Source organism: Bacillus sp. FJAT-27251, assembly GCF_001273925.1.
Classification (GTDB): Bacteria; Bacillota; Bacilli; order Bacillales; family Cytobacillaceae; genus Mesobacillus_B.
Genome location: NZ_LIGG01000001.1, coordinates 4,916,885 through 4,935,822, shown reverse-complemented (window position 1 = coordinate 4,935,822; position 18,938 = coordinate 4,916,885). Strand labels below are relative to the sequence as shown.

The following is an 18,938-nucleotide window of genomic DNA, read 5'->3' as shown; positions in this document are numbered from 1 at the left end:
AGTTGCTAAGTTTCTAGGCAATTGGTCATTCTAATCTATTAATAGGGGGAAAATGCTTTGAAAATGTTTAGGAAGCAATGGTTCATCCTGACGGCCATTTTTACCTTGCTTGTGGGATATGCTGTTCCTGCAGCGCAGACCGTAAGCGCTGCAGAAGATTACATTACAGTAGAGCAGGCCATTGAAAATAATAGTGGTGTTGCGACTGTAAAAGGCTATATAGTAGGCACGACGAAGGGAACCAATAATTATCAGTTTGAGGGCACCTTCTCGCCAAACACGAATATTGCGATTGCAKACCAGCCAAATGAAAGGGACCCCGCTAAAATCCTTCCGGTCCAGCTGCCTTCGGGAGCCGTCCGGAATGCTTTGAACCTAGTTGACAATCCAGGGAACCTTGGAAAGGAAGTTTACCTGAAAGGCACGCTTGAGGCCTATTTCACTGTTCCGGGCTTAAAGAATGTTTCTGAATACAGCTTTGACGGCAGTGCACCGGAAAAGCCGCCGGTAGAGGGTATTGCAGGCCTTGAAATCAGCGATATCCAGGGGGAGAGCCACGAATCTCCGTATAAAGGGAAAAATGTTGTAGGCGTGGAAGGCATTGTAACCTATGTCGATGATGCCAATAATTTTTATATCCAGGACCCTACACCGGATGATAACCAAAATACATCTGAAGGAATTCTCGTTTATAAAAGAAACCATGGCACAAAAGCCGGAGACCTTGTGACCGTCGACGGCCTTGTCAAAGAATGGGTCATCGCCGGGTACAGCGATATGCTCCAGACGGACCTCGCGACTACCGAAATCKATGCCAACAATGGATTTGTTACCGTCAAGGCAAGCAATCAGGAACTGCCTGAACCGCTTGTCATTGGCAAGGATATTCATCCTCCAACCCAGGTTGTGGACAATGACCAGTTCACCGAATTCGATCCGGAACAGGATGCAATCGATTTTTACGAAAGCATTGAGGGGATGCTTGTTGCGATCGAGAATCCCATTGCGGTCGGCCCGCAAAAATATGGGGAAATTCCTGTTATCGCTGAAAAAGTTGAAGGCAAGACATATACCGTTCCAGGCGGACTGCCGCTTCAGCCGGATAACGCAAACCCTGAAAGATTGCATCTATTGTTTGACGACAGGGACTTTGTTGCCAAGACAGGCGACCAGTTTAATGGAACCGTTACAGGTGTCGTAGGATACACCTTCCAAAACTTTAAGATCCTGACAAACGAACTTCCGGAATTGATTGAGAGCGACTACCAGCCAGCTGTCACGGAAATTGAAAAGGATGAAGACAAGCTGACGGTTGCCAACTATAATATGGAGAACTTTGTTGGAACAGAGACGGAAAAGAAAAATAGAATTGCCAAATCAATGGTCGAAAACCTTGACTCGCCTGACATCATCGGTCTGGTTGAGGTTCAGGACAATAATGGAACTGGCACTGGCACAACGGATGCCTCGCAAAATTATGAAGCACTGATTGCTGCGATTGCGGCGCATGGCGGCCCAACCTATGAGTGGACCGATATTGCTCCCGAGAACAATCAAGATGGCGGAGCGCCAAACGGCAATATCCGCGTAGGCTTCCTCTACAATCCTGAACGTGTCTCTCTTGCTGAAGGTGTGAAAGGCGGGGCAACGGAAGCTGTAGGCTATGAAGATGGTGCCTTGACTCTCAATCCGGGTCGGATCGACCCGGCGAATGCCGCTTTCAACTCAAGCCGCAAACCGCTCGCCGCACAGTTTGAATTTAACGGCGAAGATGTGATTGTCATTAACAACCACTTTAATTCCAAAGGCGGGGACCAGCCAATCTTCGGGAAAAACCAGCCTCCGGTTCTTGGAAGTGAAGCACAGCGCCTGCAAATTGCAGGCATCGTTAACAACTTCGTACAGGAAATCAAGAATGAAAATGAAGATGCGAACATTGTCGTGATGGGAGACCTGAATGATTTTGAGTTTTCCGCTCCGCTCCAGACACTAAAGGGCAGTGAACTGACCAATTTGATTGAAATGGTTCCTGCCGAGGAAAGATTCACGTATAACTATCAAGGGAATTCGCAAGTGCTTGACCATATCCTAGTAACCAACAATCTGGCAGCAGGTGCGGAGGTTGATATCGTCCACATCAACTCTCCTTTTATGGAAGCCCACGGCCGTGCCAGTGACCATGATCCTGTCCTCGCGCAGCTTTCATTCGAGGACGAGCCATTCACCCTGTCTGTGATGCATGTGAATGACACTCATGCGAATGTAGAAAAATATCCGCGGTTATTCACAGCCGTAAACGAAGTACGTGCCGGAAATCCGGACGCCCTGCTTGTTGATGCAGGAGATGTTTTCTCAGGTACGCTTTATTTTAACGAGTATCTTGGCAAGGCGGACCTTTGGTTCATGAATGAGCTTGGCTATGATGCGATGACCTTCGGAAACCATGAGTTCGACAAAGACTCTGCCGTATTGGCCGACTTTATCAAAGAGATGCGATTCCCGATGGTCAGTGCCAATGTCGATGTCAGCAATGACCCTGACCTTGGGCCGCTGTTCGTGAATGAATTGGCTGAAAATGCGGATGGAGGCCATATCTACCCTGCCATCATCAAAGAAGTGGAAGGTGAAAAGGTCGGTATTTTTGGCCTAACTACACCGGATACAACGATCCTGGCCAACCCTTCCGATGAAATCCTGTTTGGAAATGCGGTCCAAAAAGCAAAAGAGACAGTTGCAGCCCTTGAAGAGCAGGGGATTAATAAAATCGTTGCCCTTTCCCATCTCGGCTATGCTCCCGACCAGCAGCTTGCCGCTGAAGTGGATGGCGTTGACCTGATTGTCGGAGGCCATTCACATACGACTCTTACAGAACCTGTACTGGTAGACAAGGAAGAGCCGACAGTCATTGTCCAGGCCAACGAGTATCTGAATTACCTGGGACTGGTGAATGTTACTTTCGATGACAGCGGCGTTGTCACAGCATACAATGGCCAGCTGCTTGAGACTTCCAAGTTCGCTGAAGATCCAGCTGCCAAAGCCAAAGTCGAGGAATTCAAAGCGCCTCTGGACGAACTAAGGAAAACCGTGGTTGGATACTCGGATGTTGCGCTTGACGGCGAGCGGAACAATGTCAGGACAAAAGAGACCAACCTCGGCAACCTGATTACAGATGCCATGCTTGAAAAGGCAAAATCGATGGTGCCGGAGACTTCCATTGCCCTGCAAAATGGCGGCGGAATCCGCGCTTCCATCGACCAGGGGGAAATTACTCTTGGTGAAGTCCTGACGGTACAGCCATTTGCCAACCTGCTCGTTACGCTTGATCTGACTGGAGCTGAAATCCTTGCTGCCCTTGAGCACAGCGTCAGCAATGTTGAAAATGCTGCAGGTGCCTTCCTGCAAGTATCAGGCCTGAAGTTCCAGTATGATCCTTCCAAGCCTGCCTATGACCGAGTATGGTCTGTCGAAGTTCAAACTGGAAACGGCTTTGAAGCTCTTGACCCGGAAAAAACATACACTGTCGCTACCAATGCCTTCACGGCTGATGGCGGAGACGGCTATAACATGTTTAAGGAAGCAAAGAATCAAGGCCGAATCAACGAACTGCTGATTGTCGATTATGAGATTCTGGTAGAATACCTGGAAAATCACAGTCCAGTATCGCCAGCAGTGGAAGGACGAATTGTCGCTGCGGATGAGCAGCAGCCTGAACCTCCAAAATCAATCGATGATCTTATGGGCGACCTTGAAAGCGACCTGGCAGGATATGCAGCTGATGGCGAGCTGTCAGGGCCGCTGAAGTCCCAGCTGCAAAACAGCTATAAACAGGTTCAGCACCATTACAGCAAAAGTTCAGTGAAAAATGCCTTAAAGTTCCTGGACAAATTTACAGCGCAGCTTGACCAGAAAAACAAGCAGAACTTCATTACGGATGAAGCAAAGAACAGCCTTGAAAAAACGGCTCAATCTTTAAGTGAGCTGCTTCAATCCGGAAATTAAGCACAAAAGCCGCCTTTCTCCTATGAGGCGGCTTTTTTCTACTTTTGATGGTAAAATAAGGGTTGGGTGGCTTTGGATTTCTGGAGCCATTTCTCGATCCCGCATAACGTTGGATAGGCTTCTTCCATATACTATCGTAGCGATTGACAGGAAGGAGCTTTTCCATGATTCAGGTTGTCTCATTGCTTTTACTTGCATTCGCTGTCAGCCTTGACAGTTTCAGTGTTGGATTTACGTATGGGTTGAGAAATGTGAAGATCCCTTTTAAATCAATTGTTACAATCGCTGTCTGTTCAGCGGCCGTTCTCATGGTTGCGATGACCATTGGGGAATTCCTCGAGGCAACCCTGCCGGGGGATTGGGCGGGGCATATCGGAGGGCTCATTTTGATTCTTTTGGGAGCCTGGATTTTGTACCAATTTTTCCGCCCGGAAAAAGCAGCTGAGCGTGAGGATGAAAAGACGCTGGTCAACTTTGAAATCCAGTCACTTGGGATCGTCATTCAGATTCTAAAGAAGCCGATGTCCGCTGATTTCGACCGTTCGGGCACGATAACGGGCATTGAAGCACTTATGCTTGGCCTCGCCCTTTCCCTTGATGCGTTTGGAGCGGGGATTGGAGCGGCCATGCTGGGATTCTCTCCGCTTGCCCTAGCTTTTGCGGCGGCGGTGATGAGTTCGGTTTTCGTATTCAGCGGGATGAAAGCAGGAATTTTCCTCTCGGGCTACAGTTGGGTCCAAAAGCTCAGCTTCATACCTGGCCTGCTGCTGATCCTTGTTGGGATTTTTAAACTTTAGGAATGGAAAGGATTAGGATATGTCATTAACCATAGGATTGACCGGAGGCATTGCAAGCGGCAAGAGCACGGTGTCAAAGATGCTTGCAGGTAAGGGCATCCCCATTGTGGATGCCGATATCGAAGCGCGGCTTGCAGTTCAAAAAGGAGAAAAAGCATACAATGACATCATACGTTTCTTCGGAAAAGACATTCTTCAGGAAGATGGGGAAATTGACAGGGCTAAGCTTGGAGGAATCATCTTTAATGATGAGGAAAAAAGGAAAGTCCTGAACTCCATCGTCCATCCGGCCGTCAGGGAACGGATGCTGGCCAAGAAAGCATATGCAGAACAGGAAGGGGCAAAAGCGGTGGTGCTCGACATTCCCCTGCTGTTTGAAAGCAGGCTCGAGTTCATGGCCGATAAAATCCTCCTGGCGTATGTTGACGAAGACACCCAGCTGCGGCGGCTGATGGAACGTAATCACTACAGCCGCGATGAAGCACTGGCCAGAATACAATCACAAATGCCCCTCAGGGAAAAGGTGGGGATGGCACATGAAGTGATCGATAACAACGGCTCGATTGCAGAAACAGAGCAGCAGCTGGAAGAAATATTGGCCCGGTGGGGCATCTAGGAGAACCGCAGCTGGTTCTCTTTTTTTTATGCCTTTTTACAAAAGGGAATGCCAGGTGGCGATACCTTAGAAGCATTTTTAAGGTATATTTTCAAAAATACCCTATATTTTAAAATGTGCACATTTATTTGGCACAAATGTGGTTTAATATGTTATACTAATAGCAAATACAAGGCATTAAAAGTATAACACTAATATGGAAGGGGCCGTAAAATGAAGGCTAGAGTTGCGATCAATGGATTTGGACGAATTGGAAGAATGGTATTCCGCAAGGCCATTCTTGAAGACAATCTTGAAATAGTGGCGGTCAATGCCAGCTACCCGGCTGAAACATTGGCACATTTAATAAAATATGATTCCAACCACGGCATTTTTCAGGCAAATGTAGAGACGGCGGGAGATGCACTAATTGTGAATGGGAAGACCATCCAGCTGTTAAGCAGCCGTAATCCCGAAGAATTGCCATGGAAGGAAATGAAGATTGATATAGTCATAGAAGCAACCGGAAAATTCAACTCCCGCGATAAAGCAAGCCTGCATCTGAATGCCGGCGCTAAAAAGGTAATCCTGACGGCTCCCGGAAAAAATGAAGATGTAACAATCGTCATGGGCGTGAATGAAGACAAGTTGGACCTTGAGCAGCATGATGTCATTTCCAATGCTTCCTGTACAACAAACTGCCTGGCCCCTGTTGCAAAAGTGCTTGATGAATGCTTTGGGATTGAAAATGGTCTGATGACGACCATCCATTCCTACACAAATGACCAGAAGAATATTGATAACCCGCATAAAGATCTGAGAAGGGCGCGTTCATGCGGCCAATCCATCATTCCGACTTCCACGGGTGCGGCGAAAGCGCTGTCACTTGTCCTGCCCCAGCTGAAAGGCAAGCTTCATGGAATGGCCCTTAGGGTGCCAACTCCCAATGTATCGCTTGTTGACCTTGTTGTCGACTTGAAGCGGGAAGTGACGGTAGACGAAATCAATGAAGCCTTTCTCGCTGCTTCCCGCGGCCCTCTGAGAGGCATCCTTGACATTACCGAAGAGCCGCTTGTTTCGGTGGATTTCAATACCAATCCGCATTCCGCCATCATTGATGGATTGTCCACAATGGTGATGGGCGCCAATAAAGTCAAGGTCCTTGCCTGGTACGACAATGAGTGGGGCTACTCCTGCCGTGTCGTCGACCTGGCCAAACATGTTGCCCAGGAGCTGTTTCAATCTGCAAAAGTCAAAGTAAGCTGACCTTATATCAGACAAACAACCCGGTTGTGATCGGCCTGCCTATTCAAGGCAGGCTTTCTTGTGTTTTCGGGGGATTTTGACCCTTACAGAGGTGTGATGTGCTGGTGCTTTTCCCAGGGAAAATATAGGCGTAAAATTTTCAATTCATAGGTTGCAAAATAAATATAAACAAAGTATACTAGTCATCGTGAACTTCTTATGACGGTAAAAATTAGCTACTTAAAGGGTTAGGACCTCTCTGGACTAACTTTCCCCCGTGGTAGTTAAATACCATTAAACAAAGGACTTCATTTTTTGTAGCTAAAAAAGTAAGAGGGGGAAATTGAATTATGGAAACTATGGGACGTCACGTTATTTCTGAACTATGGGGCTGCGATTTTGACAAGTTGAATGATATGGATTTTATCGAGAAAACATTCGTTGGTGCTGCATTGAAATCAGGTGCTGAAATCCGCGAGGTGGCATTCCACAAGTTTGCTCCACAGGGAGTAAGCGGAGTGGTTATTATCTCTGAATCCCATTTGACCATTCACAGCTTTCCGGAACATGGGTACGCAAGCATAGATGTCTATACATGCGGCGACCTGAATCCAAATGTTGCAGCTGATTATATTGCCGAGGCACTTGGTGCCCAGACTCGCGAGAATATTGAACTTCCGCGCGGCATGGGGCCCGTTCAAGTCAAGCAGGCAAAAGCACTTTAATAATTGAAAATTAACCGGAGGTGTAGAAATACACCTCTTTTTTATTTACAATAATAAGTAACCACTTACTTAGGAGCAGATTATGTTAAAAAAACCTTTCTTTTCACGCTACCAGAAGCATGCAGAAACAAGGGACGATCATTATGATAATGAGCTTAGGACAAGATATTACAAAGCGAGCTTCAATCAGCTCTTCGAATCAGCCGAGGACCTACTTCGGAATGATACCAAGGTGAAGGTGACCTCCGTCTCGAAAGATCATGGTGAAATTGCTGCAGAGGTGAATGCGGGTTTTCCGGCGTTCCTCATCATGACCGTCATAACCGTCAAACCATATCAAACCGCCGTCGACTTCTATCTGTCCACAGAGCGCTTTTCGGTCACGGGTGCGAACCCTGCCCTCAAAAAGGAGATTTTGCGCCTGTACAACAAGTTGGATAAGGCGCATACTTTCATAGGCACAGGCAAAAACGCTGAATAGTCGTACTTGTACAGACCAGCCAATTTTAATAATATAGAGAAGAAGATATCGAAACGGCATTATGCCGGACAGGTGATATTATATTTGAAAATTTCGGAGCTGAGCATACATGAAGTGTCCAACTTGCCATAATAACTCGACCAGGGTCCTCGATTCCCGCCCTGTGGATGAAGGCAGATCGATTCGCCGCCGCAGGGAATGCGAAGCATGTTCCTATCGGTTTACCACATTTGAGAAAGTGGAGGAAATTCCGCTCATTGTTGTCAAAAAGGAGGGCACCAGGGAGGAATTCAATCGCGAAAAGCTTTTAAGAGGGCTTATTAAAGCCTGCGAGAAAAGGCCCGTCGCCTTGCAGCAGCTTGAGGATATTGTTTCAGAGGTTGAAAAGGAGCTGCGCAGCCAGGGAGTTGCCGAAGTGAAAAGTGAAAACATCGGTGAAATGGTCATGGACAGGCTTGCCAAAGTCGATGAAGTGGCCTATGTCCGCTTTGCTTCCGTCTATCGCCAGTTTAAAGATATAAATGTGTTCATTGATGAATTGAAAGACCTGATCAAGAAGGAACAGTCTTAGGATAGAGCTGAAGGGAAACCCTTGGCTCTTTTTTTAAATGATTCAAGACTGATTGAGAAAGGAGGGACCCCCCTATGGTTCAGCATTGGCAGGAAATACTGCCTGTAGACCATTATTCTGTCGCTTCGAACGGATTGCTGCATGAATATGACAGGAAGGTGCTGACTTTCTTGTATCAGCCGCTTGTGGGCCCAGTCTGCCTGAGCCTGTACATGACCCTTTGGGCGGAGCTGGAGGAGAACCGCCTTTGGTCGGCATCCACATCCCACCACAGCCTTATGACCCTCCTGGATATGAACCTGAAGGATATTTATCAAGCGAGGCTCAAGCTTGAGGCAATGGGGCTTCTTAAGACATTTGTCAAGGATGATGAGGAAGATGTCCGCTCTTTTATTTATGAGCTGCAGGCCCCGCTGACACCGGAACAATTTTTCCTGGATGGGCTCCTGAATATCTACCTGTACAGGAAAGTAGGCAAGAACCAGTTCGGCAGGCTAAAGCGGTTTTTTGCCGATAAGTCGCTGGATAGCGCGGAAGGCTATTCGGAAGTCACCAAAGCGTTTCAGGAGGTGTTTGTGTCCGCTACGCCCGGCACGCTCCAGATTCATCAGGATTCGGAAGAAGAATTTGGTCCCGAAGAAGGGCAGCAGTTCATGGGGAGACAGGAGCCTGAAGCCATCCAAATCCCTGCGGACGAATTCAATTTTGACCTTTTGATGGGCGGTCTGAATGAATCGCTTGTCTCGAAAAATGCGCTTAATTCCAGAGTGAAAGAGGCCATCAGCAACCTGGCCTTTTTGTACAGCATCGATGCCATCCAGATGAAAAACATTGTCCTCAGCGCTTTGACGCCGGACAGTGAGATTGATATAGAAGAGCTCAGGAAAGCGGCCAGGGACTGGTACCAGTTTGAAAATCAGGACCAGCTTCCCCAGCTTATGGACCGGGTCCAGCCGGCGCAGTTCAAGACTGTATCCAGTGTTCCGAAAACGGAGGAAGACAAGCTGGTCCATTACTTTGAAACAGCTTCGCCCAGGCAGCTGCTTATTGACATTTCGGGCGGAGCCGTCCCTTCCAAATCGGAAATGCAGATGATTGAGGACATCATGTTCAAGCAAAAGCTGCTCCCGGGAGTTTGCAATGTACTGGTCCATTATGTGATGCTCAGGACTGATATGAAGCTTACGAAAGCATTCATCGAAAAAATTGCCAGCCACTGGTCCCGGAAGAAAATCCAGACCGTCAAAGAGGCGATGGAGCTGGCCAAGAAGGAACACAGACAGTATCTCGACTGGGCAGAAGAAAAGAAATCACGCCCAGCCCAGGGAAAAAAGCAGGTGCGGAAGGAAATGCTTCCTGACTGGTTTGAGAATAAAGACAGCAGCCGGGCAGCCGATTCGCAGTCTGGAGAAGAGGATTTTGATTTTGAAAAAGAAAAAAGGCTTCTTGAAGAAGAACTGAAACAATTTAAGGATGGGAGGTGAGTGCCGTGCAAAATATAAATGATACATTGAAGAAGCTGGCCAACAACCAAAATTTCCAGAAGCGGTACGAAAACCTGAGAAATGAGGTGCTAAGTGACCCTTCGGTCCAGGATTTCCTGCGGAGGCACCAGGGGGAAATCAACAGGGAGATTGTAGATAAAAGCCTGATGAAGCTGCATGAGTTCATTAACCAGAGTAAAGGCTGCGACAAGTGCAGCAGCTTGTCGTCCTGCCGCAATATGCTTCAGGGCTATGAACCGGAGCTTGTGTTCAACGGAAAATATATCGATGTGAAATACGACCGCTGCCCCCGGAAGATCATGCATGATGAAAAGCTGAAGAACGAAAAGCTGATTGGCAGCCTGTTTGTCCCGAAGGAAATCCTCAGGGCATCGCTAGGAGATGTGGACCTTGATGACAAGGGACGGTTCCTGGCGATTAAAATGGCGAAGGAATTTGTCCAAAATTATTCTCCGGACGAAAGGCAGAAAGGGCTTTACCTTCACGGCCCGTTTGGTACCGGGAAATCCTACCTGCTAGGGGCGATTGCCAATGAGCTGGCCAAAAAGCAGGTCAGTTCGATGATTGTCTATGTTCCCGAGCTGTTCCGCGAGATGAAGAATTCCATCGGAAACAATACGGTCAATGAAAAGCTCGATGCGATCAAGAAAACGCCTGTGCTGATGCTTGATGATATGGGAGCGGAGACCATGAGCAGCTGGGCGCGGGACGAAATCCTCGGCCCCATCCTGCAATTTAGAATGGCTGAAAATCTGCCAACTTTCTTCACTTCGAACTTTGACCTTGGCGGACTCGAACACCACCTCACCCACAGCCAGCGGGGAGAAGAAGAGCAGCTCAAGGCAGCAAGGATCCTCGAGCGCATCAAATATCTCGCCACACCGGTAAAAGTGGAAGGCAAGAACAGAAGGGCCTACTGACAGGCTGGACGGGATAACTGGAACGACTCAAAGAGCTATGCTGTTTGAGTCGTTTTTTATTTGCGGGGGATTCGGATGGGGGAGGAGGAAAAATAGGCAGGCTTGTCGCCCGTGCCGGTAGAAAAGCGGGATCGTCGGTCATCAATAGGGGTGTTTGGCGCCCGTGCCGGTCGAAAAAGGGATCGTCGGTCACCAATAGGGGTGTTTGGCGCCTGTTCCGGTTGAAAAAAGGGTTGGCCGGTCACCAATAGAGGTGGTTGACGCCCGTGCCGGTAGAAAAGCGGGATCGCCGGTCGCCAATAGGGGTGTTTGGCGTCCGTGCCGATTGAAAAGCGGGTTCGCCGGTCACCAATAGAGGCACTAGGAGCCCGCAACGATAAAAAAACTTGTTCGCCGGTCGCCAATACACATAGGCTCGGATTGTCGCATGGCTGCTAAACCCCTTTATTGAATAAAACAATTTGAACAGCATGCTGATGCTTCTAAATCGGCCAAGTCCCCCATATATTAAATCAGGAGATTTTAACAAAGGGGGGATATGGTTGATTGAAATCATCTTCCAAAAAGACCGTGATGCCCGCCGGATGTATGGGCACATTGTTGATTGCCTGTGTGCGGGCCAGCCTGGGAGCGGCCTGGTCCAGCTGGATGCGGACAGACGCAGGATTAAAATAGATAGCAATGCGATGCCTGATGAGGCTTTTCATACAGTCAGGGAAGGTGTATATGAATTCATTGCGCTCAAGAAGCGGGACGACTGGTTCAGGGAGATTCTGGAGGAACGTTTTTTTTACGAAGACAGCCATGAGCAGGAGCAGATTCTCGAGGTTATTTATTCGGTGATAGATGGAAACAGGGAGGATTTGGAGGCATTCCTGAACGGTCCGGACGAGAAGAAGATTGTCCAAGAGGCTATCTCCGAAATCTTAACCGACAGCATCTCATTCTCGTTTGACTCCTTCGTGACGTTTCGTTTAAAGCCTTTTTTAGATAAACTTCACAGCTATGTAGAAGTGGCTATCGATGAGTACAAGCTTGAGCAGGAGTACCAGATGTTCGTCCAGACGCTGCGCGATTTCCTTGCTGGAAGGCCGGCGCAGAAGCCGTTAATCCACCTGATTGTTGGCGAAGGAACATATTTTTATGATGAGCATGTCTGCCTGATCACAAGAAGCGAACTGGTCCGTACGATTGACCGCAAGCTTTTGGGGAACCACCCGGTTTACGTGGACTCGGTGACCATCGCTCCCTTGCTGTCCCTTGCACCATCCGTCATCCGCCTTTATACAGATCAGCCGGAACAGCCACTCGTCCGCACCATATGCAATATTTTTGAAGAGCGTGTAAAAATCAGCCCGCTGCATTCTTTTAATCAAAAAAATGCCCAGTAGTCCCTTGATTTTCAAAACATTACAAACTATAATAACCTACATACTAAGTGAATTCAGAAAAAGTAATGACGAGGACATGGGCATTCTTGAATGGTTTGCAGAGAGGGAAGGCAAGGCTGGAACCTTCCTAACACTAGAGAAAAGCTTACCGCCTCCGAACTTCAGATGCGAACGCATAAGTGCCAGTAGCAGCTGACGGCAGCAAAGCCGTTATCGCAACCAGAGCCGTTTTCGGGGAGATCCCTGGAACGGGAAATTGGGTGGAACCGCGTGAATCAAACTCGTCCCTTTTTTTTAGGGATGGGTTTTTTTATTTTATTTTAAGGAGGAACAGTCAATGGCAGACGCAATTAAAATTACGTTTCCAGACGGAGCAGTAAAGGAGTTTCCGGCTGGCACGACAATTGAAGATATCGCTGCATCCATCAGCCCCGGGCTGAAAAAGAAAGCCATTGCCGGCAAGGTTAACGGCGAGATGTATGACCTCCGCCGTCCGATTGAGGGAGATGCCGCTATCGAAATCGTGACCCAAGGCAGTGAAGAAGCACTTGAGGTGCTCCGCCACAGCACCGCCCACCTGATGGCACAGGCAATCAAGCGCCTGTACAAAGATGTGAAACTTGGTGTCGGACCGGTAATCGAAGGCGGTTTTTATTATGATATTGATATGGAGCATTCCCTGTCTCCAGAAGATCTTCCGGCCATCGAGAAGGAAATGGCGAAAATCGTCAATGAAAACCTTGAAATTGTCCGCAAGGAAGTAAGCCGCGATGAGGCTGTCCAGCTTTATAAGGAAATTGGCGATGAGTACAAGCTTGAATTGATCGAAGCCATTCCTGCTGAAGAGGATGTCACCATCTATGAACAAGGCGAATTTTTCGACCTTTGCCGCGGGGTTCACGTCCCGTCCACAGGCAAAATCAAGGAATTCAAGCTGTTGAGCATAGCCGGGGCCTACTGGCGCGGCAACAGCGACAATAAAATGCTTCAGCGGATTTACGGTACCGCATTCTTCAAAAAAGAGGACCTTGCAGAGCACTTGCGCCTTCTTGAAGAAGCAAAAGAGCGGGACCACCGCAAGCTTGGCAAAGAATTGAAGCTGTTTACCAATAACCAGCTAGTAGGGCAGGGCTTGCCGCTCTGGCTTCCAAAAGGCGCAACCATCCGCCGCATTATCGAGCGCTATATCGTTGATAAGGAAGTAAGCCTCGGGTATGACCATGTCTACACTCCTGTCATGGGAAGTGTGGATCTTTATAAAACTTCGGGACACTGGGACCACTATCAGGAAGATATGTTCCCGGTCATGGACATGGATAACGAACAGCTGGTCCTCCGTCCAATGAATTGCCCGCACCATATGATGGTTTATAAAAACAGCATTCACAGCTACAGGGAACTGCCAATCAGGATCGCTGAACTCGGAACACAGCATCGCTACGAAATGTCAGGCGCACTTTCAGGCCTGCAGCGTGTCCGCGGGATGACTCTGAATGATGCCCATATTTTTGTCCGTCCTGACCAGATCAAGGAAGAGTTCAAACGAGTTGTTGAATTGGTTCTGGAAGTGTACAAGGACTTCAATTTCAATGATTACTCCTTCCGCTTGTCCTACCGGGATCCTCAGGATACCGAAAAGTATTATGATGACGACCAGATGTGGGACAAGGCACAAGGCATGCTGAAGGAAGCGATGGACGAGCTTGGACTTGATTACTATGAGGCGGAAGGCGAAGCGGCGTTTTACGGTCCGAAGCTGGATGTCCAGGTTAAGACTGCGCTTGGAAAAGACGAAACCCTGTCTACTGTCCAGCTGGATTTCCTTCTTCCGGAGCGTTTTGATTTAACTTATGTCGGGGAAGACGGCAAACAGCATCGCCCGGTTGTCATCCACCGCGGCGTTGTATCCACAATGGAGCGTTTTGTGGCCTTCCTGATTGAAGAATACAAGGGTGCGTTCCCGACATGGCTGGCTCCTGTCCAGGCGCAGGTGATCCCGGTCTCCCCGGATGTCCACTTCGATTATGCGAAGGAAGTGCAGGACAAGCTGAAAGCAGCCGGATTCCGTGTCGAAATCGACAGCCGCAACGAAAAAATCGGCTATAAAATCAGGGAAGCGCAAATGCAGAAAATTCCGTACATGCTTGTGGTCGGCGATAAGGAAGTTGAGGAAAATGCCGTCAATGTCCGTAAATACGGTGAGCAGAAGTCGGAAACAATCTCTTTTGAATCGTTCCTTGATGCCTTCCGCAAAGAAGCAAAAAAATAATAAGTTCAAAAAAAGTATTGCGTCATTGTTGAGACTTTGCTACAATACAAATCGTTGCAGTAACAACCAGCAGTTCGTTCGTTTGACACATTAGCCAAGACTGTGGTATAGTTACAAAGGTAAAATTGAATACAGTTTGAGGAAAGAAGAAGCACCCGCTTCTCACCTGGCTGACGCAGAGTGGCAGTTGGCAGGTTTTACGTAAACGACTGTTTTATTATGTATGGTTTCGTAAAGTGTGGGTGTTTTCGCCCGCACTTTTTTGTTTGCATACATGGTCCAGCTGCAGTCGTAAGCGGTGGGAACCGGACTATGCGAAGGCGATATTCTGACCCAAACAATGTATTCGTATAAAACCTGGAGGTGGCTAACTATTAGCAAAGATATGCTGTTGAACGAGGGCATCCGTGCCCGTGAAGTTCGTCTCATTGACCAAAATGGCGATCAGCTGGGAATCAAAACAAAAAATGAAGCGCTGGAAATCGCTTCTCGTGTAAATCTCGATGTTGTCCTTGTGGCACCGAATGCGAAACCACCTGTAGCCCGGATCATGGACTACGGTAAATTTAAATTCGAGCAGCAAAAGAAAGAGAAAGAAGCACGTAAAAATCAAAAGATCATCACGACTAAAGAAGTACGCCTTAGCCCAACGATTGATGAGCATGACTTTAATACAAAGCTGCGCAATGCCATCAAATTCCTTGAAAAAGGCGACAAAGTAAAAGCATCGATCCGCTTCAAGGGCCGTGCAATTACACATAAGGAAATTGGCCAACGTGTGTTGGACCGTTTCTCTGCAGCATGCAAGGATGTTGCTACAGTCGAGTCCCACCCGAAAATGGATGGACGCAGCATGTTCCTGGTTTTAGCCCCTAAAATCGAAAAGTAACGAGGAGGAAGTCCCTAATGCCAAAAATGAAAACTCACCGTGGCGCTGCAAAGCGTTTCAAGAAAACTGGATCAGGCAAGCTTAAGCGTGCTCGCGCTTACACTAGCCACTTATTCGCAAACAAGTCTACAAAAGCAAAGCGTAAGCTTCGCAAGGGAACTCTTGTATCCAAAGGTGATTTCAAGCGTATCCGTCACCTGTTAGACAACATTAAGTAATCTCGAGGAATCTCGATTCACATATAGGAGGGAAATTACATGCCACGTGTTAAAGGCGGTACAGTTACGCGTCAGCGTCGTAAAAAGGTAATTAAATTAGCAAAAGGTTATTTCGGTTCAAAACACACTTTATATAAAGTAGCTAACCAGCAGGTCATGAAATCCTTGCAATATGCATTCCGTGACCGTCGCCAGAAGAAGCGTGACTTCCGCAAGCTTTGGATCACTCGTATCAACGCAGCAGCACGCATGAACGGTCTTTCTTACAGCCGTTTGATGCACGGCTTGAAGCTTGCTGGCATCGAAGTGAACCGCAAAATGCTTGCTGAGCTTGCGATTCAAGACGAAAAAGCATTCACTGAATTGGCAAACGCTGCAAAAGCACAATTCAATAAATAAGCAATTTACCAAAAGTCATTCTCTAGCGGAATGGCTTTTTTCAATAAGGGGGCTTAGGAATGGATATTTTGATTCTGCTTTATTTGGGCATGAATCTTGCCGGTTTACTGATGATGGCCTCTGACAAGCAGCGGGCAAGGAAAGGGAAATACCGGATTAGCGAGCGCCAGCTTTGGACGGTTGCCTTACTGGGAGGAGCAGCCGGGATGACAGCCGGAATGCAGATGTTCCGTCATAAAACAAAGCATGCCCAGTTTAAATGGGGGCTGCCTGCGCTGGCAGTGATTCATGTGGCCGCATGGCTGGCCTTGTTGTAGGAGCCAAAAAGAGGGCAATTGGAGCCCGAAGGCAGTGGAAAGAGGTTCCAGTGGTCACCAAAGGAGGCGATTGGAGTCCGAAGCTGGTGAAAAAGAGGTTCCAGTGGTCACCAAAGGGGGCGATTGGAGCCCGAAGCCAGTGGAAAGAGGTTCCAGTGGTCACCAAAGGGGTGATTGGAGCCCGAAGCCGGTGAAAAAGGGGTAACAGTGGTCGCCAATGAAGGCAGTTGGAGCCCGAAGCTGGTGAAAAAGAGGTCCCGGTGGTCACCAATGAAGGCGATTGGAGCTTGAAGGCAGTGAAAAAGGGGTAACAGTGGTCACCAATGAAAAAGCTGAAAGACCCTGGGCTATATTGACACCATATAAAAAAGTGCCCCTTGGAATTTTGGGAGCACTTTGCGCGTTTAAATTTCCGGCTTTTTATCCATAAACTCCTTCACCGGGCTTTTCCAGCTGATGCTGGCACCAGGATAGGCTTCGTGGACTTGATCTTCGATATAGATGAAATCTTCATATGAAAGCCCTTTGAGCGCGGCGGTGCTTTTGGGCCAAATAAAGATGGATACGACTTCGAAGGCGTACTCTGTCGTTCCCAAATACTTTTCTCCTTCGAACAGAACTCCTTTATAGGTAAGCAGGAAATTCTTCCTGACATTTTCGGGATCATCATGAAAATAAAACCGTTTCTGTTCATGGGCAAGCTCCAGCTTCCGTTTAGGGCTGATCACATATTTAACCGACTTATATATAAGGAATATAATTGAGGCTAAAAGAATCAGGCGCAGAATCCATAGCATAACTGTTCCTCCATTGCTCATTTTCCTTACATACGATTAGGATTTGGAATAGTTTCACCTTTTGATTAAATTCCTTTATAATTTTAGAAAAAAGAGGGTGTCGCCAATGAATATTGAAAAACTCTATGAAATGCAGGAAGCTCTCGACCGCCATATTGAAGAACAGCATGGCCTGCAAAGTGAGAAGCTGATAGACCGCAAAGTGCTCGCTTTGCTGGTCGAGCTTGGGGAACTGGCGAACGAAACGAGATGTTTCAAGTTTTGGAGCTTAAAGCCCGCTTCTGGACATAAAGTAATATTAGAAGAGTTTGTCGATGGCATTCATTTTATATTATCCCTGGGAATTGAAACAGGGTTCAGAGAGAGTGAATTTGCAGATGTTTCCCTGCCTTCCTGCACGCTTTCAGAGCAGTTCCTTGTGGTTTACAGTGCGATTGATGAATTTAGAAGAAACCTGAACCAGCAGGCGTATTCCCGGCTTTTCCGTGAATATATGGCTGTCGCGCGAATGCTTGGCTTCACGGGAGATGATGTTGTAAAAGCATATATTGAGAAAAATGAAGTAAATTATGAAAGGCAGAGAAGCGGCTATTAGTATGGTTTTGTACTTGATAGTGCGATTCTGTATAATGAAATCCGTAGTTACATATTGAGGGGGTCGAATTAATGGCAAAGATGGATGAAACGTTGAAGATGCTGAAAGATTTGACGGACGCCAAGGGCATTCCCGGCAATGAGCGGGAAGTGCGCGATGTGATGAGCAAATACATATCTCCATATGCCGATGAGCTGTCAGTCGACGGATTGGGCAGCCTGATTGCCAAAAAGGGCAACAGTGGGCCAAAAGTGATGGTGGCAGGCCATCTTGATGAAGTAGGCTTTATGGTCACAAGGATTGATGATAAAGGCTTTCTCCGCTTTCAGACGGTAGGAGGCTGGTGGTCCCAGGTCATGCTCGCACAAAGAGTGACGATTGTTACCGCCAAAGGAGATGTGACAGGCGTGATTGGCAGCAAGCCGCCGCATATTCTCCCTCCGGAGGCCCGCAAAAAGCCGGTAGACATAAAAGACATGTTCATCGATATCGGTGCTTCAAGCCGTGAAGAAGCAGAAGAATGGGGAGTAAAGCCAGGCGATATGGTGGTTCCTTATTTTGAGTTCACGGTCATGAATAATGAAAAGATGCTTCTGGCCAAGGCATGGGATAACCGGATTGGCTGTGCCATCGCCATCGATGTGTTGAAGAAACTGAAGGAAGAGGACCATCCAAATACTGTGTATGGTGTTGGGACGATCCAGGAAGAAGTGGGCCTTCGCGGTGCCCGCACCTCTGCCCAGGCCATCCAGCCGGATATCGCCTTTGGGGTGGATGTTGGCATTGCTGGGGACACACCGGGGATTTCCGAGAAAGAATCGACAAGCAAGATGGGAGCCGGTCCGCAGATTATCCTGTATGATGCCAGCATGGTTTCCCATAAAGGTCTCCGTGAATTTGTCACGAATGTAGCCGATGAGCTGAACATCCCTTACCAGTTCGATGCACTGCCTGGCGGGGGAACCGACTCCGGGGCGATTCACACGACCCACAGAGGCGTTCCATCCCTGTCTATTACCATCGCTACCCGCTACATTCATTCCCATGCAGCCATGCTGCATCGCGAAGATTATGAAAATGCCGTGAAGCTGATTGCCGAAGTAATCAAGCGTCTTGATCAGGAAACGGTTGAGAAAATTACGTTCGACTAAATCCAAAGGACCAAACTTATTATGGTTTGGTCCTTTTCCTTGTTTAAGAAGGCTGTAGACGTAAAATTAGAGAG

The 18,938-nt window shown here is 47.8% G+C and carries 19 protein-coding genes and 2 other annotated features; of the genes, 18 read left to right on the top strand and 1 reads right to left on the bottom strand.

Annotated features, from left to right (window positions below):
• Positions 1-63 precede the first annotated feature (63 nt).
• The 16 genes from ADU22_RS23370 (at position 64) to ADU22_RS23295 (ending at position 16,515) form a co-directional block, all read left to right on the top strand.
• Positions 64-3,999, top strand: a complete 3,936-nt coding sequence (locus ADU22_RS23370; protein WP_082253045.1) for a 5'-nucleotidase C-terminal domain-containing protein — start codon at positions 64-66, stop codon at positions 3,997-3,999.
• A 167-nt stretch (positions 4,000-4,166) separates the two neighbouring features.
• Positions 4,167-4,796 carry a sporulation membrane protein YtaF gene (ytaF, locus tag ADU22_RS23365; protein WP_231687988.1) on the top strand — a complete coding sequence of 210 codons (630 nt, stop codon included), beginning with the start codon at positions 4,167-4,169 and terminating at the stop codon, positions 4,794-4,796.
• Positions 4,797-4,815: 19 nt separating this feature from the next.
• Positions 4,816-5,412 (top strand): dephospho-CoA kinase, encoded by a 597-nt coding sequence (gene coaE, locus ADU22_RS23360; RefSeq protein ID WP_053364308.1) that lies wholly within the window; start codon positions 4,816-4,818, stop codon positions 5,410-5,412.
• Between the two features lie 213 nt (positions 5,413-5,625).
• A complete protein-coding gene (locus tag ADU22_RS23355) occupies positions 5,626-6,657 on the top strand; it encodes a glyceraldehyde-3-phosphate dehydrogenase (RefSeq protein ID WP_053364307.1) in 1,032 nt (343 codons plus the stop codon).
• Between the two features lie 329 nt (positions 6,658-6,986).
• Positions 6,987-7,361 (top strand): adenosylmethionine decarboxylase, encoded by a 375-nt coding sequence (gene speD, locus ADU22_RS23350; protein ID WP_046523427.1) that lies wholly within the window; start codon positions 6,987-6,989, stop codon positions 7,359-7,361.
• Between the two features lie 82 nt (positions 7,362-7,443).
• Complete coding sequence (locus ADU22_RS23345) at positions 7,444-7,842, top strand: hypothetical protein (protein WP_053364306.1); 399 nt, start codon at positions 7,444-7,446, stop codon at positions 7,840-7,842.
• 109 nt (positions 7,843-7,951) lie between these two features.
• On the top strand, positions 7,952-8,413 hold the full coding sequence (gene nrdR / locus ADU22_RS23340; protein WP_053364305.1) for a transcriptional regulator NrdR: 462 nt from the start codon (positions 7,952-7,954) through the stop codon (positions 8,411-8,413).
• 74 nt (positions 8,414-8,487) lie between these two features.
• On the top strand, positions 8,488-9,897 hold the full coding sequence (locus ADU22_RS23335) for a replication initiation and membrane attachment family protein (protein ID WP_053364304.1): 1,410 nt from the start codon (positions 8,488-8,490) through the stop codon (positions 9,895-9,897).
• 5 nt (positions 9,898-9,902) lie between these two features.
• Positions 9,903-10,838 (top strand): primosomal protein DnaI, encoded by a 936-nt coding sequence (gene dnaI / locus ADU22_RS23330; protein ID WP_053364303.1) that lies wholly within the window; start codon positions 9,903-9,905, stop codon positions 10,836-10,838.
• A 542-nt stretch (positions 10,839-11,380) separates the two neighbouring features.
• The gene (gene ytxC / locus ADU22_RS23325; protein WP_053364302.1) at positions 11,381-12,229 is read left to right on the top strand and encodes a putative sporulation protein YtxC; all 849 of its coding nucleotides are present in this window, start codon (positions 11,381-11,383) and stop codon (positions 12,227-12,229) included.
• A gap of 56 nt (positions 12,230-12,285) precedes the next feature.
• Positions 12,286-12,521, top strand: a binding site (T-box leader).
• A 45-nt stretch (positions 12,522-12,566) separates the two neighbouring features.
• Positions 12,567-14,498 (top strand): threonine--tRNA ligase, encoded by a 1,932-nt coding sequence (gene thrS, locus ADU22_RS23320; protein WP_053364301.1) that lies wholly within the window; start codon positions 12,567-12,569, stop codon positions 14,496-14,498.
• A 137-nt stretch (positions 14,499-14,635) separates the two neighbouring features.
• Positions 14,636-14,768: a sequence feature (ribosomal protein L20 leader region), on the top strand.
• A 70-nt stretch (positions 14,769-14,838) separates the two neighbouring features.
• Complete coding sequence (infC, locus tag ADU22_RS23315; protein ID WP_082253044.1) at positions 14,839-15,387, top strand: translation initiation factor IF-3; 549 nt, start codon at positions 14,839-14,841, stop codon at positions 15,385-15,387.
• Positions 15,388-15,404: 17 nt separating this feature from the next.
• Positions 15,405-15,605 (top strand): 50S ribosomal protein L35, encoded by a 201-nt coding sequence (gene rpmI / locus ADU22_RS23310; RefSeq protein WP_046523419.1) that lies wholly within the window; start codon positions 15,405-15,407, stop codon positions 15,603-15,605.
• 39 nt (positions 15,606-15,644) lie between these two features.
• Positions 15,645-16,004 carry a 50S ribosomal protein L20 gene (rplT, locus tag ADU22_RS23305; protein WP_046523418.1) on the top strand — a complete coding sequence of 120 codons (360 nt, stop codon included), beginning with the start codon at positions 15,645-15,647 and terminating at the stop codon, positions 16,002-16,004.
• A 59-nt stretch (positions 16,005-16,063) separates the two neighbouring features.
• Positions 16,064-16,321, top strand: a complete 258-nt coding sequence (locus ADU22_RS23300) for a DUF1294 domain-containing protein (RefSeq protein ID WP_053364299.1) — start codon at positions 16,064-16,066, stop codon at positions 16,319-16,321.
• Positions 16,303-16,515, top strand: coding sequence for a hypothetical protein (locus ADU22_RS23295; protein ID WP_053364298.1), 213 nt, complete (start codon positions 16,303-16,305; stop codon positions 16,513-16,515). The genes ADU22_RS23300 and ADU22_RS23295 overlap by 19 nt, the downstream gene beginning before the upstream one ends.
• Positions 16,516-16,725: 210 nt before the next feature.
• Here ADU22_RS23295 and ADU22_RS23290 read toward each other — a convergent pair whose 3' ends face one another.
• Positions 16,726-17,118 carry a hypothetical protein gene (locus tag ADU22_RS23290; RefSeq protein WP_053364297.1) on the bottom strand — a complete coding sequence of 131 codons (393 nt, stop codon included), beginning with the start codon at positions 17,116-17,118 and terminating at the stop codon, positions 16,726-16,728.
• A 106-nt stretch (positions 17,119-17,224) separates the two neighbouring features.
• On the opposite strand from ADU22_RS23290, the gene ADU22_RS23285 reads away from it, so the two are divergent.
• Together ADU22_RS23285 and ADU22_RS23280 are read left to right on the top strand one after the other, a co-directional pair.
• Positions 17,225-17,713 (top strand): dUTP diphosphatase, encoded by a 489-nt coding sequence (locus ADU22_RS23285; RefSeq protein WP_053364296.1) that lies wholly within the window; start codon positions 17,225-17,227, stop codon positions 17,711-17,713.
• Between the two features lie 71 nt (positions 17,714-17,784).
• A complete protein-coding gene (locus tag ADU22_RS23280; RefSeq protein ID WP_053364295.1) occupies positions 17,785-18,864 on the top strand; it encodes a M42 family metallopeptidase in 1,080 nt (359 codons plus the stop codon).
• Positions 18,865-18,938: the final 74 nt, after the last annotated feature.

Coding starts and splice junctions, on each gene's coding strand:
- ADU22_RS23300 (WP_053364299.1), top strand. CDS start 16,064: ATGGATATTTTGATTCTGCTTTATTTGGGCATGAATCTTGCCGGTTTA.
- ADU22_RS23285 (WP_053364296.1), top strand. CDS start 17,225: ATGAATATTGAAAAACTCTATGAAATGCAGGAAGCTCTCGACCGCCAT.
- rplT (WP_046523418.1), top strand. CDS start 15,645: ATGCCACGTGTTAAAGGCGGTACAGTTACGCGTCAGCGTCGTAAAAAG.
- coaE (WP_053364308.1), top strand. CDS start 4,816: ATGTCATTAACCATAGGATTGACCGGAGGCATTGCAAGCGGCAAGAGC.
- infC (WP_082253044.1), top strand. CDS start 14,839: ATGTATTCGTATAAAACCTGGAGGTGGCTAACTATTAGCAAAGATATG.
- ADU22_RS23355 (WP_053364307.1), top strand. CDS start 5,626: ATGAAGGCTAGAGTTGCGATCAATGGATTTGGACGAATTGGAAGAATG.
- nrdR (WP_053364305.1), top strand. CDS start 7,952: ATGAAGTGTCCAACTTGCCATAATAACTCGACCAGGGTCCTCGATTCC.
- ADU22_RS23345 (WP_053364306.1), top strand. CDS start 7,444: ATGTTAAAAAAACCTTTCTTTTCACGCTACCAGAAGCATGCAGAAACA.
- speD (WP_046523427.1), top strand. CDS start 6,987: ATGGAAACTATGGGACGTCACGTTATTTCTGAACTATGGGGCTGCGAT.
- ADU22_RS23295 (WP_053364298.1), top strand. CDS start 16,303: ATGGCTGGCCTTGTTGTAGGAGCCAAAAAGAGGGCAATTGGAGCCCGA.
- ADU22_RS23280 (WP_053364295.1), top strand. CDS start 17,785: ATGGCAAAGATGGATGAAACGTTGAAGATGCTGAAAGATTTGACGGAC.
- ADU22_RS23335 (WP_053364304.1), top strand. CDS start 8,488: ATGGTTCAGCATTGGCAGGAAATACTGCCTGTAGACCATTATTCTGTC.
- rpmI (WP_046523419.1), top strand. CDS start 15,405: ATGCCAAAAATGAAAACTCACCGTGGCGCTGCAAAGCGTTTCAAGAAA.
- thrS (WP_053364301.1), top strand. CDS start 12,567: ATGGCAGACGCAATTAAAATTACGTTTCCAGACGGAGCAGTAAAGGAG.
- ADU22_RS23290 (WP_053364297.1), bottom strand. CDS start 17,118: ATGCTATGGATTCTGCGCCTGATTCTTTTAGCCTCAATTATATTCCTT.